This is a genomic window from Lentzea kentuckyensis (assembly GCF_002150765.1).
Lineage (GTDB): Bacteria > Actinomycetota > Actinomycetes > Mycobacteriales > Pseudonocardiaceae > Lentzea > Lentzea kentuckyensis.
On the sequence record NZ_MUYM01000047.1, the window covers coordinates 1 to 14,871 of the forward strand.

Sequence of the window (14,871 nt, forward strand, 5' to 3'; positions counted from 1 at the left end):
CCCCGCCGTACCCGGTGAGCAGCGCCACCGACAGCAGCACGATCCCGAACACCAGCGCCAGCGCGAGCTGCCCGGCCACCACCGAGTCCACCAGCAGCGCCAGCACAACGACCACGCCCGCGAACAGCCCCGCGCCGACACCGGTGGCCACCCCGCTCGGCACCGCCACCCCGCGCGACCCCCGCACCCCGCCGATCCGCAACGGCGACTGCGGCATCGCCAGCAGCACGACGAACAGCAGCAACGCCGGAATCGCCGCCCGGAACGAGATCCAGAACTGCGACGACGGCAGGTACGCCACCGCGTACGACTGCACCAGCCCGAGCCCCAGAGCGCCCGCGAACGTCCACGGCAGACTCCGCAACCGTCCGACCAGCGCCGCGGTGTAAGCGGTGATCACGAGCAGCGTCATCGTCACGTAGTCCAGCTGCACCACCGGTGTCAGCAGGATCCCGCCCAACGCCGCCAGCGCCGACCCGATCGCCCAGCTCAGCGCCGACAGCCGGTGCGGCCGCGTCCCGTACAGCGCGGCCAGCTCCGGAGCGTCCACACAGGCCCGCATCGCGAGCCCGGTCCGCGTCCGGTTCAGCAACACGTACAACCCGCCTGCGACCAGCACCGCGCAGACCAGCGTCACCAGGTCGTGCCCGCTGACGAACGACTGTCCGATGTGGATTCCCAACTGGTCGAGGAACGGCCGCACGGGACGGGCCTGCGGCGGCCAGATCACCTGCGCCACCCCGATCAACCCGACCAGCACGCCGACCCCGGCCACCAGGGTGATCCCGATCGGGGCGCCCGCGAGCCGGCGCATGATGAACCGTTCGATCAGCAGCCCGAACAGCGGCGCGCACACGCCGACGACGATCAGCAACGCCAGCCACTGCGGCAGACCGCGGTTCTCCGCGAGCTCCCAGTAGAGGAACGCCATGACCATGCCGATCGCGCCGTGCCCGACGTTGAACACCTTGGAGGTGCTGTAGGTCAGCACGAGCCCGCCCGCGACGACGGCGTACGCCCCGCCGGTGACCAGGCCGAAGATGGTGTAGGCCAGGAGAGCGGTCATACGCCGCTCCCGGTGCCGGAAACCCGGCAGGCAAGCGTTCCCGTCATCCGCCCACCCCCGTGTCGATCAACGACCCGCACGAGTACCCCGAGGCCGGCGCGAGCCGCGACCACGCCCCGCCCTTCAACCGCACCAGCGTCATGCAGGCCGAAGTGCGTTTGCCACCGACGTCCTGCGGCGCGACCATCCCCTCCGCGGTGAAGTCGTGCACCTGCCGGACGGCGTCGAGCATCGCCTTGCGGGTGAGCTGCGGCCCCACCTTCGCCGCCGTCTGCACGAACAACCGCGCCGCGGCCCACGCGAACATCCCGAAGTACGACGGCGCCGCCCCCGGCGCTACCCGCCCGAGCCACTGCTTGTACAGCGCCACCTGGGCGTTGGACTCCTCGAACAGCGCGCCGTTCGTGTAGACGACCGTGCCGTCGACGGCCGCGCCGCCCTGCCGGATGTACTGCGGGTCGTACGCGGACGGGTCGGTGATGAACGCTTCCGGCGTGTATCCCTGCTGCCGCATGGCCTGCTGCAACCGGACCGCGTACTGCCCGGAGCCGATCCAGTAGACGATCTTGGTGCCGGTCTCCTTCAGCTTGGCCACGTACGGGGCGTAGTTGACGTCCGTGATGTCGATGGCCTGCGAGTAGACGAACTTGATGCCGCGCGCCTCGGCGGCCTTCTGCATGCTCTTGGCGTTCTGCGCGCTCGCGTCCGCGTTCAGGTAGAGGTAGGCGGCACTGCCGATGGCGCCGGGGAAGCTCGACTTGACCAGGTCGGGCCCGGCCGTCGACACCAGGTTCACCACGTTGGACGCGACGCCGAAGCTGACCGCGGTGCGCTGCCGTTGCGCGGTGACGGTCGAGGCCCGCAGGTCCGGGATGCCGCACCCGGCCGCGGCGGGCCCGCCGCCCTGGTCGAACGCCGACATCGACCCGACCAGCGCGAACGCCTGTTCACAGGCCTGGGAGGTGGCCTGCTGGTCGCCGCCGCTGTCGGTGCGCGAGTCGAACGAGACGAGCTTGAGCTTGCGGCCGCAGATCGCGCCCTGGGTGGCGTTGAAGTACTCGACGAACGCCTTGGTCGCCTGCTGCGCCGACTGGAAGATGCCCGGCACCGGGCCGCTGATGTCGGAGATGTTGGCGATCGTGATCTCGCCGGCGGTGACGCCCTTGTCCGTGGCGCCGCCGGTGCCCTGGCAGGCGCCCGCGATGCTGCCGGGCGGGTTCGGCTGCTTGTTCGGCTGCTGGGGGTTGTTCGCACCCGGCTGGCTCGCGGTGCCGTCGGAGCCAGGCACCGCGCCGTCCTCGCCGGTCACCGGGCCGTCCTGAGTCCCCGCCGACCCGCCCTGAGGCACGACGAGTGCCGCGCGTTGCTCGTCGGTGAGCCTGCTCCCACACCCCGCGATCAACGCGCAGACCACCAGAACGATCAGCGCAGTCCTGCGATGCATGCGAACGGACGCTAGGCCACTGCATCAATCCAGCCCGAGCCTGCGACCTGCGATTTCACCCAGGTGGAGCACCCATATTTTAGAACACGTTCTATCTGCAAAGAATCCCTGGAAAAACCGTCACCAAAGCGGACTTGCCTCGTTAGACCGAGCCGCCCTGAGGAACACGTTCTACCCAGGCGGCAGCAGTTCGGGGCGGCGCGGCCGGATCACGTCACCGGACGACTCACCGCGCAGCCGGCGCATCACCCACGGCACGACGTGCTCGCGGGCCCACCTCATGTCCTCCGCCCGCCGGGCCCTCCGGTCGACCAGGGGCGCGACCCCGAGAACCGCGCGCGTGAGGTCGTGCGAGACACCAAGGCCGTCGAGCACCGAAATGGCGACCTCGGTGTGCCCGAGCGAGTTGAGGTGCAGCCGGTCCGCCGACCACATGCGACGGTCACGCAGCTGGCGCATCGCCCACATGTCGACCAGGACGCACGAGAACTCGGCGGCGATCGCGCGCACGTGTTCGTTGTAGATGGCCACGCGACCACGCATCTTGCGGAACACCGGGTCGTCGGCACCGTCCACGCCGGTGAAGAGGATGACGCGCGCGCCCGCCTTGTCCGCGCGCGCGACGGCCGCGCGGTACCGGCGCATCAACGCGTCGATGTCCACCTTCGGCCGCATGAGATCGTTCCCACCCGCGTAGAGCGAGACCAGGTCGGGCTTCATCGCGAGAGCGCGCTCAAGCTGTTCGTCGAGCACCTGCGGCAGCAACCGACCGCGCACCGCCAGGTTGGCGTAGGTGAACTCGGGATCGGCGGCCCCCAGAACGTCGGCCACGCGATCCGCCCAGCCGCGCACTCCGTTCGGACGTCCGGCGTCGTCATCGCCCACTCCCTCGGTGAACGAGTCTCCCAACGCCACAAAACGCTTGCTCATGCTCACGACCCTAAGTCGTGCAGGTGAGGGCCGTGCATTCGAGGCCGGGTAGCGACTGGTTGCGCCGCGCTCGATAACGGTTCGATAACGGCGGTGTCTCGAACTGAGGCGCGGTCCCATTGCTGGCCGTATCCCCCGTCGTGCGACTCCCCATGGACTTGGCAAAGCTGACGCGACTGTTGGTCGCGCTGGCTGGCTGTGCGCTGGCCGTGCTGCTCAACACCGGGAGCGCGACAGGCCAGCCCACCACTCCGTCGACGCCGATCTCGACCCCTGTCCCCGGTAGCGCCGGGACGGGCGACGAGGTCGTGCAGACGCAGTGGGGGCCCATCGGGCCCGCCGACCGGGACTTTCTGAACCGGGTCAAGCAGGCCGGGCTGTGGGAGAAGCCCGCCGGCGAGAAGGGCAAGGCCAAGCGGGCGGACCAACCCAAGATCCAGGAAGCCTGCAAGCACCTCATCGAGGGGCACACGCTGCTGGACAACGTGGTGAACCGGGCGGGCGTACTGCTCGGCCACACGTTGCCCACGGAGGCCTCCGACGAGCAGAAGGGCTGGCTCGCCGAGATGGACGCGGCGAACGGCGACGAGTTCGACGCTGTCTTCGCCAACCGGCTCCGCGCGGCACACGGCAAGGTCTACGCCTTCGCCGCGCAGATGCGAGCGGGCACCAAGAACGAACTCGTCCGCATCCTCGCCACGCAGGCGATGATCACCGTCTTCGACCACATGAAGGTGCTCGAGGAGACCGGCAAGGTCGACTTCGCCTCACTGGAGTCCCCCCAGCCACTCGCTCCCCCGGCGCCCGCTTCCGGGGCGCAGGAGCCGACCGGGGACAACGCGACCGACAACGCGGACGCGTCCGCCAACCCCACCGACGGCGTGGTCCCGACCGTGCCGGAGGGCACCAAGTTCACCCGCACCGCCGAGCAAGGCGTGTTCGGGGACAACAACGGTGTCTTCTTCGGAGCGATCGCCGTGCTCGCACTCGCACTGGTGGGGATGAGAATGATTTCCCGGTCGAAGAAGAAATCTCGACGAGGCTCTCGCTCGTACTAAAAACCGCACACCGAAGTTCAACCCGAACAACACGGCTCTAACCGCCGTCAGCTTCACCATGCCGTTTTATCGGACTACACGAGGTGGCAAATGGCTTTTCACCGTAGGAAATCCACGATCTGGCTGACCGCCGCCGCAGCGGCGATGGCGCTGGTCGCTGGCGGTGCCGCGGTGGTGGCCATCAGTTCTTCTGATGGCGCCGCGCTCGCCGACGGGGCGGACAAGAACTCCTTCGTCGACATCACCAAGGTGAAGCCGAACGTCAAGAAACCAAAAGCACAGCAAGGCGCCACCACGGGTACCTTCACGGTCGACTGCGGCCGGAACGAGAACGGGCACTTCAACCCGGACAACTTCATCGCGCAGCCCGGTGTCCGCAATGGTGCCCAGCACCTGCACGACTACGTCGGCAACCTGTCCACGAACGCGGACTCGAACAACAAGTCACTGCAGAAGGCCGGCACGACCTGCAAGAACGGTGACAAGTCCGCCTACTTCTGGCCCGTCGTCCGCATCGACACGGAGGACGAGGAAGAGCCGGCCAAGCAGCCGCCGAAGAAGGACGACAAGGCACAGCAGGACAAGGACAAGGCCGACAAGGCCGCGGCCCGCCTCGAGTGCCCCGACGTCGCCTCCCTGCTCCCCGAGGACGTGCCGGACGCCGCCCAGGCGGAGATCGACAAGGAACTCGCGAACATCGAGAAGGTGACCGACGAGGCCGAGAAGCGGCTCGAGCAGGTCAAGGCGCAGGACGTCGACAACATCATCGTCGGCCCGACGCGGGAGAAGCGCGCCGCCATCCTGAACCGGATGATGCTGGCCTTCAGCCGTCAGGGCAAGCAGGCTCCGGACCTGAACCCGGCCGCCGCCTGCAAGGTCAAGGAAGCCGGCCAGGCCTCCAAGGCCGAGAACGGCGCCGAGAACAACGACGCGGCCCAGGCCGAGGGCGTCGAGAACAAGAAGAACCAGAACAACAAGGAAGAGAACGACAAGCTCGAGCTCGAAGGCAACGACGGCGAGATCCAGCGTCCCGAGGTCGCCGAGCTCCAGTTCCGCGGTTCGCCGGTCGGCAAGGTCGTCGCGATGCCGAAGTTCCTGCGCATCCTGTACGGCGACGCCAAGGCCGGCCAGAACGGCCCGAAGAACGCCCGCGACTCGTGGACCTGCACCGGCTTCGAGGACAAGGTCCAGCTCGCCAAGTACCCGATCTGCCCGCAGGGCTCGAAGGTCAAGCGCATCCACGACTTCCCGAGCTGCTGGGACGGCAAGAACATCGACTCCGAGAAGCACCGCGAGCACATCCTCTTCCCGGACAAGAACTCCGGCAAGTGCCCGAAGGGCTTCAAGGCCGTGCCGCAGCTGCGGATCTCCCTGACCTACAACATTCCCAGGGACATCCAGGAGAAGGGGCAGTACAAGGTGGACTCCTTCCCGGAGGAGGAGCACAACCCGATCACCGACCACGACGACTTCGCGAACGTGATGTCGCAGCAGATCATGAACCGCCTGGTCAACTGCGTGAACACGGGCAAGAAGTGCAAGGAGTGACTCAGTTCTGATCCAGTTCTGACTCACTTCCGAACGAGCGAGAATCCCCCGGTGCACCTCCCGCGCACCGGGGGATTCTCGTCGTCCGGGTTCACCGACGTGAATCCTGGACCGGGATGATTGACCGCAAAGGTATAGACCACTAACACTGGCCTCATGGTCACCCGTTCCTGCGCGGTGCTGATCGCACTGCTCGCATCTCTACTGGTCCCGGTCGCCGGCCCGGCCGCCACGGCGGCGCCGGCGACGTTCGTCCATCCGGGAGTCGTCGTCTCCCGTCCACAGCTGGACTTCGTGCGCGCCAAGGTCCAAGCCGGCGCCCAGCCGTGGAAGCTCGCCTACGACCGCATGATGGCGTCCAAGTACGCCGACCTGAACCGCACGCCGAAACCGCGCGCTGTCGTGGAATGCGGTCCCTACAGCAACCCGAACTACGGCTGCACCGACGAGCGCGAAGACGCCATCGCCGCCTACACCCTGTCCCTGGCCTGGTACATCACGCGTGACAACAGGTACGCGACCAAGGCCATCCAGATCATGGACGCCTGGTCGGCCACGATCCGCGACCACACCAACTCGAACGCCCCGCTGCAGACCGCCTGGTCGGCCAGCAGCTGGCCGAAGGCCGCGGAGATCATCAAGCACGTCCACGGGACCTGGCCGAACTCAGCCAGGTTCGGCACGATGCTGCGCGACGTCTACCTGCCAGAGATCCAGAACGGCCGCGCGAACACCAACGGCAACTGGGAACTCAGCATGATGGAAGCGTCGATCGGCATCGCGGTGTTCCTGGAGGACCGCGCCGTCTACGACAAGGCCATCGGCATCTTCCGGACGCGCATGCCCGCCTACGTCTACCTGGCCACCGACGGGTCGCTGCCGAAGACGCCGCCGGGCAGTGGCATCGACACCCGCGCGGAGATCATCTCCTACTGGCAGAACCAGTCCACGTTCGTCGACGGGCTCTCCCAGGAGACCTGCCGCGACTTCACGCACACCGGCTACGGACTCGCCGCGGCCGCGCACCTCGCCGAGACCGCGCGGCACCAGGGCCAGGACATCTGGGGTGAGATCAAGGACCGCATGCGCCACGCGTGGGGTCTGCACACCAAGTACCAGAACGGCGAGCCGGTGCCGTCGTGGCTGTGCGGCGGGTCGTTCAGCCAGAGCCTCGGGCCGACGTCCGAGGTGTCGTTCAACGCGCTGAGCACCAGGCTGGGCATCGCGATGGCGAACACCCAGCGCTACACCGAAGGCATGCGTCCACAGGGGACGAACAACCTGTTCGTCGCCTGGGAAACGCTGACTCACGCGGCGAATCCGGCCTAGGAGGTACTAGCGCCTGTATCGAGGTCCATGTTCGCGATAGCCGGGCCTGAGGCGGCCTCAGGCGCGACTCTCATCGAACCTGACCTCGATACAGGCGCTAGCGTGCGCTCATGACCGAGACACCGGACGTGAAGCCACGCAGCCGCGACGTGACCGACGGCCTGGAGCGCACCGCCGCGCGCGGCATGCTCCGGGCCGTCGGCATGGGCGACGAGGACTGGGAGAAGCCGCAGATCGGCGTCGCCTCGTCGTGGAACGAGATCACGCCGTGCAACCTGTCGCTGGACCGCCTCGCGAAGGCGTCCAAGGACGGCGTGCACGCGGCGGGCGGGTATCCGCTGGAGTTCGGCACGATCTCCGTGTCGGACGGCATTTCGATGGGCCACGAGGGCATGCACTTCTCGCTGGTGTCGCGCGAGGTGATCGCGGACAGCGTCGAGACCGTGATGCAGGCCGAGCGGCTGGACGGCTCCGTGTTGCTGGCGGGCTGCGACAAGTCGTTGCCGGGCATGCTGATGGCGGCGGCACGGCTCGACCTGGCGAGCGTGTTCCTCTACGCCGGGTCGATCCTGCCGGGCCGGGTCACGCTGACCGACGGCACCGAGAAGGAAGTCACGATCATCGACGCCTTCGAGGCCGTCGGAGCGTGTTCCAGGGGGTTGATGAGCCGCGAGGACGTCGACCTGATCGAGCGCGCGATCTGCCCCGGTGAGGGCGCGTGCGGCGGCATGTACACGGCGAACACCATGGCCAGCGCGGCGGAGGCCCTGGGCATGTCCCTGCCCGGCAGTGCCGCTCCCCCGGCGACGGACCGGCGGCGGGACGGGTTCGCGCGCCGCTCCGGCCAGGCCGTGGTCGAGATGCTGCGACGGGGCATCACCGCCCGGCAGATCATGACGCGCGAGGCGTTCGAGAACGCGATCGCGGTCGTGATGGCGTTCGGCGGCTCCACCAACGCCGTGCTGCACCTGCTCGCGATCGCGCACGAGGCCGGCGTCGAGCTGTCCCTGGACGACTTCAGCCGCATCGGTGCGCGCGTGCCGCACCTCGCCGACGTGAAGCCGTTCGGGCGGCACGTGATGACCGACGTCGACCGCATCGGCGGCGTGCCCGTGGTGATGAAGGCGCTGCTGGACGCCGGGCTGCTGCACGGCGACTGCCTCACCGTCACCGGACGCACGGTCGCGGAGAACCTCGCCGACATCGCACCGCCCGACCCGGACGGTCTCGTCCTGCGCGCACTGGACAAGCCGATCCACCACACCGGCGGCATCACGATCCTGAAGGGCTCGCTGGCCCCGGACGGCGCCGTGGTCAAGTCCGCGGGCTTCGACTCGGACGTCTTCACCGGCACCGCGCGGGTGTTCGACCGCGAGCGCGCCGCGATGGACGCGCTGGAGGACGGCACGATCACCGCCGGCGACGTCGTGGTGATCCGCTACGAGGGCCCCAAGGGCGGGCCGGGCATGCGCGAGATGCTCGCCATCACCGCGGCGATCAAGGGCGCGGGCCTCGGCAAGGACGTCCTGCTGCTCACCGACGGCCGGTTCTCCGGTGGCACCACTGGACTCTGCGTCGGGCACGTGGCGCCGGAGGCGGTCGACGGCGGCCCCATCGCGTTCGTGCGCGACGGCGACCAGATCACGCTGAACGTCGCCAAGGGCACCCTCGACGTGGACGCCGACCTGGACAGCCGCCGCGAGGGCTGGGCACCGCTGCCTCCCCGCTACGAACGCGGCGTGCTGGCCAAGTACGCGAAGCTGGTCGGCTCGGCCTCACGTGGTGCGGTCTGCGACTGACGTGACCGCCGCGCGCACGAGTGCGGCGACCGCCGGGGAGTGACGGTGCCGCGGCCAGGCGAGCACCGTGGTGACGTCGGGCGCGTCGGCGACGGTCACCGCGACGTGTTCCGGCCACTGCCAGGCACGGCTCGACGCGGGAATGACGAGCAGGCATTTGCCGAGTGCCACGAGCTGGGCGAGCTGCGACTGGGTGCGGACCTCCGGCCCCGGTCCGTCGGGATACGTCCCGTCGAGCCGGGGCCAGCGGGCGATCGGCAGGCCCGGCACGTCGCTGACGTCCGCCAGCGTGAGCCGATCGCGTGACGCCAGCGGATGCGCCGCCGGAAGGATCGCGACCTGGCCCTCGACGCAGAGGTCCGCGGTGTCGAACCCGACGAGGTCGTCGTACGGGCGATGCATGATCGCCACGTCGGCTTGCCCGTCGCGCAGCCGGTGTGCCTGCTCGCCGACCTCGCACAGCAGCACCTCGACCGGTGGCGCACCGGGTTCGCTCGCCAGCCCGTCGAGGAGCCGCCGCAGCAGCTGGTGGGAGGCCCCTGCCTTCGTGACGAGCACCAGTGGCCGCAACGGATCCCCGGCACGGCGCGTCCGGCGCTCGGCGGCCGCGACGGCGTCCAGTGCGGTCCTGGCCTCGGCGAGAAGCACCCGGCCGGCGTCCGTGAGCGCCGCGCCGCGGCGGTCCCGGTCCAGCAACTGGACGCCGAGCCGGTGTTCGAGCCGGCGAATCGCGCGCGAGAGCGGCGGTTGGGCGATGCCGAGCCGTGCGGCCGCGCGTCCGAAGTGCAGTTCTTCCGCGACAGCGACGAAGTACCTGAGCTCGCGGGTCTCGAGGTCGGCCACCGGACTGAGCCTACGCGTTGATACCCACCGAGTATCAGAGCCCACTGAATCGATCTTGGACAGCGAGTGCGTGCCGCACCGAGCATGGGTCAGGTGAAGGACAAGAAGATCGCGCTGGTCACCGGCGCGAACAAGGGAATCGGTTTCGCCATCGCAGAGGGCCTCGGAGCGCTCGGTTTCACGGTCGCGGTGGGCGCACGCGACGACGTCCGGTGCGAGGAAGCCGTCGGACGGCTGCGCACCAAGGGATTCGATGCTTTCCGAGTCGCCGTCGACGTCACCTCCGACGACAGCGTCACCGCGGCAGCGGCCACCATCGAACAGACGGCTGGAAGGCTCGACGTCCTCGTCAACAACGCGGGCATCGGAGGCCGGACCGACGGCGGCGCCCAGGATCCGGCGACGCTCGACCTCGACGTCGTCCGCACGGTTCTCGACACGAACGTGTTCGGCGTCGTCCGGGTGACGAACGCACTGCTCCCCCTGCTCCGCCGCGCGACGTCGCCCCGCATCGTCAACGTCTCGAGCAACATGGGCTCGCTGGCCCTGCGGACCGGTCCGATCATGGCCGCCTACGCGCCGTCGAAGTCGATGCTCAACAGCCTCACCGTCCAGTACGCGCGCGGGCTCGCGGACACCGGCATCATCGTGAACGCCTGCTGCCCGGGTTACGTCGCGACCGACTTCACCGGCTTCGCGGGTCTGCGGACACCCGAGCAGGGTGCCGCGATCGCCATCCGGCTCGCCACCCTCCCGGACGACGGTCCGCGCGGCCGCTTCTTCGACGACGACGGCGTCGTTCCCTGGTGAAGGCAGCGTCGCCTGATCGGCTGAACCTGCTGTGCGGGCACGGTCACCTGGTCGGTGGGCACCTGCGATCGCTCCCGCGGCGGCGGGTACCTCGCGTGGGCAAGCGGACAGCCGACACGGGAGGACAGCACGATGATCGATCAGACGCACGTTGAGGCTCTGTACGACTGCGACGTGATCGACAACAAGGGCGAGAAGATCGGTTCCGTCAAACAGGTCTGGCTCGACGACGGCACCGGTGCGCCGATGTGGGCCGAGGTCCACACCGGACTGTTCGGGATGAAGGAGAGCTTCGTCCCGATCCGGCAGGGCCACGTGGCGGGTGGCGCGATCACCGTCCCCGTCGCCAAGGAGCAGGTGAAGGACGCGCCGAGCGTGCACGTCGCGGACGACCACATGTCGGACGAGGAGCAGGAGGCGCTCTACCGGCACTACGGGATGATCCCGCGGGCCAAGACCGGTGAGCACGACCGGCTTCAGGGCGAGCGCGGTGACGCGGCCGAGGTGACGCTCTCGGAGGAGAAGCTCGACGTCGGCACCCGCAACGTCGAGACGGGCAGGGTGCGGCTGGTCAAGCACACGGTCACCGAGCAGCGCAACGTCTCCGTTCCCGTGACGCACGAGGAGGTCCGGGTCGTGCGCGAGCCCGCGAAGGGCGACGCGGGCAGGGCGTTCGCCGACGAACAGGCGGAGGTCACCCTGCACCGCGAGGAACCGGTGGTGCGGAAGCGCACGGAGGCCGTGGAGCGGGTGCGGCTGGAGAAGGACGCGGTCACGGAGCAGCGCAACGTCAAGGGCGACGTCCGCAAGGAACGAGTCGACGTCGAGCGCGACGAAAAACGGCGCTAGTGGGTTGTCGCGGCCTAGTTGTGCTCCCGGTTGTGGATGAAGGGTCCCTTCATCCACCTCAGGTCGATGAAGGGTCCCTTCATCGACGGGGCAAGCGCCAGAACTAAGCCGCGACACGCCACTAGTACAGGCCGTCCAGCACCTCGGCGTAGCGCTTCTCGATCTCGCGGCGGCGCGGCTTCAGCGACGCGGTCAGCAACCCGTCCTCGACGCTGAAGTCGTGCTCCAGCACGGCGAAGCGCTTGATCGTCTCGTGCCGGGCGAGCTGGGCGTTGACCGTCTTGATCGCGTTCTCGACCTCTTCGTCCGCGTTCGCGAGGCCGCTCGCGGTGTCCGGGTCGAGCGTCACGAGCGCGACGCAGTACTTGCGGCGGTCGCCGTGCACGATCACGTTGCTGATGTACGGCGACGCCGCGTTGATCATGCTCTCGATCCGGGTGGGCGCCACGTACTTGCCACCCGAGGTCTTGATCAGTTCCTTCTTGCGGTCGGTGATCCTCAACCGTCCCGCCTCGTCGAGCTCGCCGATGTCGCCGGTGTGCAGCCAGCCGTCGACCAGCGTCTCGGCCGTGGCGTCCGGCCGGTTGTGGTAGCCGCGCATGACACCGGGTCCGGAGAGCAGGACCTCGCCGTCGTCCGCGATCTTCACCTTCATGCCGGGGATCGGCGGCCCGACCGTGCCGATCCGGATCATGCCGGGCCGGTTGAAGAACGTCCCCGCGGACGACTCGGTGAGCCCGTAGCCCTCCAGGATCGTGATGCCGGCGCGATTGAAGAACTCCGCGATCTCTCGCGCGAGCGGCGCCGAACCCGACACGAAGTACCGGATCCGCCCGCCGACGCGCTCGCGCAACTTGCGGTACACCAACCGATCCGCGAGCCAGTGCGTCGCGGGGCCGTGCTCGCGGTCGGCCCACCGGAAGATCTTCTCGGTGAGCCCGCCCTTCTCCCGCGCACCCGCGACGATCCGCCCGTGGATCTTCTCGAAGATGCGCGGCGCGGCGGCCACGATCGACGGCCTGAGCTCGCCGAGGTTGTCGACGATCCGCTCGACCTTGCCGTCGACGGCGGTCGGCACGCCCGCGGCGATCATCGCCATCGTCAGCACCTTGCCGAACGCGTGCGACAGCGGCAGCCACAGGAAGTGCAGATCCGTGGGTTGCAGAATGCCAAGGGACGCAACGGCTTCCGACGTCGTGAGCCAGTTGTCGTGGGTGAGCTCGACGCCCTTGGGCGTGCCGGTCGTACCCGACGTGTAGATCAACGTCGCGAGGTCGTCGTTGCTCAGTTCGCCGATCAACGCGTCGTAGTCGCCGTCGCCCTGCGGAATCGCGCCGAACCGCAGCACCCGCACGCCGTCCGGCACGAGGCTCGCGTGCTCGTCGGTCTCCACGACCGCGACTCGGCTGCCGGAGTCGCTGAGGATGTGCGCGACCTCGGCCTTGGTGCTGTTCGGGTAGATCGTCGTGGTGGCGCCGCCGGCCGCGAGCACGGCGAGGTCGGTGATGATCCACGAGATGCTGGTGCCGCCCATGAGCGCGACCCGGTCACCCTTGCCGAGACCCTGGGCGCGCAGCCCGAAGGCTTCCTTCGCCACGCGTTCCTGCAGCTCGGCCCACGTGAGCGACTCCCAGCCGCTCGTGCCGCGGTACCGCATGGCCTCCGCGTCGGGCGTGCGGGCGACCCGCTCGCGCAGCAGGTCGGGAATCGACAGCGCCATTGCTCTCCCCTTCTCTGGAGCGTTGCTCCAGAGCGGTACTCTAACCCTCATGGCTGACCGAAGACAGTCCCTCCTCGACGCGGCACTGGCGCTGGTCACGGAGGGCGGCCTGGACGCCGTGACGATCGCAGCACTGACCGAGCGATCCGGCATGTCGAACGGCAGCATCTACCACCACTTCGGCAGCCGCGCGGGCGTGTTCGCCCAGCTCTACGCCGACAGCTACGCCCGCTGCGTGGCCGCGATGCTCCCCGCCCTGAACGCCGGCCCTGCCTCTGCCTGCGTCCGGACCCTGACGCTGAACTACCTGGACTGGGTCACCGCGAACCCCAGCCGCGCCCGCTTCCTGTACGCCGCCCCCGACCACGCCGACCCGTCGGCCAAGCAGGCGGAGTTCACCCCTGTCCTGACGTGGTTCCTCTTCCGCATGGCCGCGGGCGACCTGCGCTCGATCCCGCCCTGGGCCCTGGAACCCGTGGCCATGGGCCCGGCCCACGAGTCCGTCCGCCGCTTCCTGCTGGGCGTCTTCGACCTGACCGAAGCCCGCGACCACATCGCCGACGCCGTCTGGGCCGTCCTGAAGCCCTAGAACACATGTTCGATTATGCTGTGCCCATGCGCCAGGGATCACTGTTCGACCTGGAGGCGGAGCCGGCCCTGGCCTCGCTCGCCCCACGCCGCACCCAGCTGAGCGACGGCGCGTGGATCGACGTCCAGCCGGGCTGGCTCTCCGGCGCCGACGCGTTGTTCGACGAGCTGGTCACCTCGGTGCCGTGGCGAGCCGAACGCCGCCAGATGTACGACAACGTGGTCGACGTCCCCCGCCTGCTCTGCTTCTACAGCGGCGCGTTGCCGTTCGACGTCCTGACCACCGCCCGCACCACCCTGTCCAGGCACTACCTGCCGGAACTCGGCGAGCCGTTCACCACCGCGGGCCTCTGCTACTACCGCGACGGCCGCGACAGCGTGGCGTGGCACGGCGACACCATCGGCCGCGGCCAGACCGAGGACACGATGGTCGCCATCCTGTCCGTCGGCACGCCCCGCGCTCTGCTGCTGCGCCCACGCGGCGGCGGCGAAACCCACAAGTACGCCCTGGGCCACGGCGACCTGCTGGTGATGGGCGGCTCCTGCCAACGCACCTGGGAACACGCCATCCCCAAGACCACCAAGGTCGTGGGCCCCCGCATCAGCATCCAGTTCCGCCCGCACGGCGTGCGCTAGTGCCGCGAGGCGCCCTGCTGAGCGCCGGAAGACGCGGCGAAGGTTGCCGGTCGCGGCGCTAGTAGTGCTTTGTCGGGTCCGGAGGGACGGACTTGCGCGACAGCGGGCACAGGCGACCCCGGTGGTCGCGCTCTCACGATGCCGCACCTGCAAGTTGGTTGTAGTTACGAGCCGATGTAATCGATTGCAGATCACCTCAACTACCACCAACTGCGCTGGTAGTGGCCATGCGCGCACCGACACACGTCTGC

The 14,871-nt window shown here is 68.8% G+C and carries 13 protein-coding genes; 8 read left to right on the top strand and 5 right to left on the bottom strand.

The genetic code is table 11. The features are described from left to right. From B0F77_RS22325 to B0F77_RS22335, 3 genes are all read right to left on the bottom strand, one after another. Nucleotides 1–1,066, bottom strand: a 1,066-nt coding sequence (locus tag B0F77_RS22325) for a branched-chain amino acid ABC transporter permease (RefSeq protein WP_143466849.1), incomplete at its 3' end; no start/stop codon positions are given. Nucleotides 1,067–1,109: 43 nt separating this feature from the next. Beyond that, nucleotides 1,110–2,510, bottom strand: coding sequence for an ABC transporter substrate-binding protein (locus tag B0F77_RS22330; RefSeq protein ID WP_086664906.1), 1,401 nt, complete (start codon nucleotides 2,508–2,510; stop codon nucleotides 1,110–1,112). A gap of 171 nt (nucleotides 2,511–2,681) precedes the next feature. Further along, the gene (locus tag B0F77_RS22335; RefSeq protein WP_086664915.1) at nucleotides 2,682–3,440 is read right to left on the bottom strand and encodes an SGNH/GDSL hydrolase family protein; all 759 of its coding nucleotides are present in this window, start codon (nucleotides 3,438–3,440) and stop codon (nucleotides 2,682–2,684) included. Nucleotides 3,441–3,592: 152 nt separating this feature from the next. Between B0F77_RS22335 and B0F77_RS22340 the strand changes: the two genes are divergently transcribed. The 4 genes from B0F77_RS22340 to ilvD all read left to right on the top strand — a co-directional run bounded on the left by B0F77_RS22340 (nucleotide 3,593) and on the right by ilvD (nucleotide 9,174). Next, nucleotides 3,593–4,498 carry a DUF4142 domain-containing protein gene (locus B0F77_RS22340; RefSeq protein WP_086664907.1) on the top strand — a complete coding sequence of 302 codons (906 nt, stop codon included), beginning with the start codon at nucleotides 3,593–3,595 and terminating at the stop codon, nucleotides 4,496–4,498. Between the two features lie 90 nt (nucleotides 4,499–4,588). Further along, nucleotides 4,589–6,046 (top strand): DUF1996 domain-containing protein, encoded by a 1,458-nt coding sequence (locus B0F77_RS22345; RefSeq protein ID WP_086664908.1) that lies wholly within the window; start codon nucleotides 4,589–4,591, stop codon nucleotides 6,044–6,046. Between the two features lie 156 nt (nucleotides 6,047–6,202). Beyond that, on the top strand, nucleotides 6,203–7,375 hold the full coding sequence (locus B0F77_RS22350; protein ID WP_086664909.1) for an alginate lyase family protein: 1,173 nt from the start codon (nucleotides 6,203–6,205) through the stop codon (nucleotides 7,373–7,375). Between the two features lie 110 nt (nucleotides 7,376–7,485). Beyond that, the gene (gene ilvD, locus B0F77_RS22355) at nucleotides 7,486–9,174 is read left to right on the top strand and encodes a dihydroxy-acid dehydratase (RefSeq protein ID WP_086664910.1); all 1,689 of its coding nucleotides are present in this window, start codon (nucleotides 7,486–7,488) and stop codon (nucleotides 9,172–9,174) included. On the opposite strand, the gene B0F77_RS22360 is transcribed toward ilvD, so the two are convergent. After that, entirely contained in the window at nucleotides 9,151–10,017 is an 867-nt protein-coding gene (locus B0F77_RS22360; RefSeq protein WP_086664911.1) for a LysR family transcriptional regulator, read from the bottom strand. The genes ilvD and B0F77_RS22360 overlap by 24 nt on opposite strands. An 84-nt stretch (nucleotides 10,018–10,101) precedes the next feature. Between B0F77_RS22360 and B0F77_RS22365 the strand changes: the two genes are divergently transcribed. Continuing rightward, nucleotides 10,102–10,827 (top strand): SDR family oxidoreductase, encoded by a 726-nt coding sequence (locus tag B0F77_RS22365; protein WP_211293930.1) that lies wholly within the window; start codon nucleotides 10,102–10,104, stop codon nucleotides 10,825–10,827. A 132-nt stretch (nucleotides 10,828–10,959) separates the two neighbouring features. Continuing rightward, nucleotides 10,960–11,676 (top strand): DUF2382 domain-containing protein, encoded by a 717-nt coding sequence (locus B0F77_RS22370; protein WP_086664912.1) that lies wholly within the window; start codon nucleotides 10,960–10,962, stop codon nucleotides 11,674–11,676. A gap of 121 nt (nucleotides 11,677–11,797) precedes the next feature. On the opposite strand, the gene B0F77_RS22375 is transcribed toward B0F77_RS22370, so the two are convergent. Continuing rightward, complete coding sequence (locus B0F77_RS22375) at nucleotides 11,798–13,396, bottom strand: AMP-dependent synthetase/ligase (protein WP_086664913.1); 1,599 nt, start codon at nucleotides 13,394–13,396, stop codon at nucleotides 11,798–11,800. Between the two features lie 49 nt (nucleotides 13,397–13,445). Between B0F77_RS22375 and B0F77_RS22380 the strand changes: the two genes are divergently transcribed. Together B0F77_RS22380 and B0F77_RS22385 are read left to right on the top strand one after the other, a co-directional pair. Beyond that, nucleotides 13,446–13,985 (top strand): TetR/AcrR family transcriptional regulator, encoded by a 540-nt coding sequence (locus tag B0F77_RS22380; RefSeq protein ID WP_158102789.1) that lies wholly within the window; start codon nucleotides 13,446–13,448, stop codon nucleotides 13,983–13,985. Between the two features lie 26 nt (nucleotides 13,986–14,011). Beyond that, nucleotides 14,012–14,620 (top strand): alpha-ketoglutarate-dependent dioxygenase AlkB, encoded by a 609-nt coding sequence (locus B0F77_RS22385; RefSeq protein WP_211293929.1) that lies wholly within the window; start codon nucleotides 14,012–14,014, stop codon nucleotides 14,618–14,620. The last annotated feature ends 251 nt before the right edge of the window (nucleotides 14,621–14,871 follow it).

Bases quoted from the DNA above. Each gene is read 5' to 3' on its own strand.
- B0F77_RS22330 (WP_086664906.1), bottom strand. From the start codon at position 2,510: ATGCATCGCAGGACTGCGCTGATCGTTCTGGTGGTCTGCGCGTTGATC.
- B0F77_RS22335 (WP_086664915.1), bottom strand. From the start codon at position 3,440: ATGAGCAAGCGTTTTGTGGCGTTGGGAGACTCGTTCACCGAGGGAGTG.
- B0F77_RS22340 (WP_086664907.1), top strand. From the start codon at position 3,593: ATGGACTTGGCAAAGCTGACGCGACTGTTGGTCGCGCTGGCTGGCTGT.
- B0F77_RS22345 (WP_086664908.1), top strand. From the start codon at position 4,589: ATGGCTTTTCACCGTAGGAAATCCACGATCTGGCTGACCGCCGCCGCA.
- B0F77_RS22350 (WP_086664909.1), top strand. From the start codon at position 6,203: ATGGTCACCCGTTCCTGCGCGGTGCTGATCGCACTGCTCGCATCTCTA.
- ilvD (WP_086664910.1), top strand. From the start codon at position 7,486: ATGACCGAGACACCGGACGTGAAGCCACGCAGCCGCGACGTGACCGAC.
- B0F77_RS22365 (WP_211293930.1), top strand. From the start codon at position 10,102: ATGGGTCAGGTGAAGGACAAGAAGATCGCGCTGGTCACCGGCGCGAAC.
- B0F77_RS22370 (WP_086664912.1), top strand. From the start codon at position 10,960: ATGATCGATCAGACGCACGTTGAGGCTCTGTACGACTGCGACGTGATC.
- B0F77_RS22375 (WP_086664913.1), bottom strand. From the start codon at position 13,396: ATGGCGCTGTCGATTCCCGACCTGCTGCGCGAGCGGGTCGCCCGCACG.
- B0F77_RS22380 (WP_158102789.1), top strand. From the start codon at position 13,446: ATGGCTGACCGAAGACAGTCCCTCCTCGACGCGGCACTGGCGCTGGTC.
- B0F77_RS22385 (WP_211293929.1), top strand. From the start codon at position 14,012: ATGCGCCAGGGATCACTGTTCGACCTGGAGGCGGAGCCGGCCCTGGCC.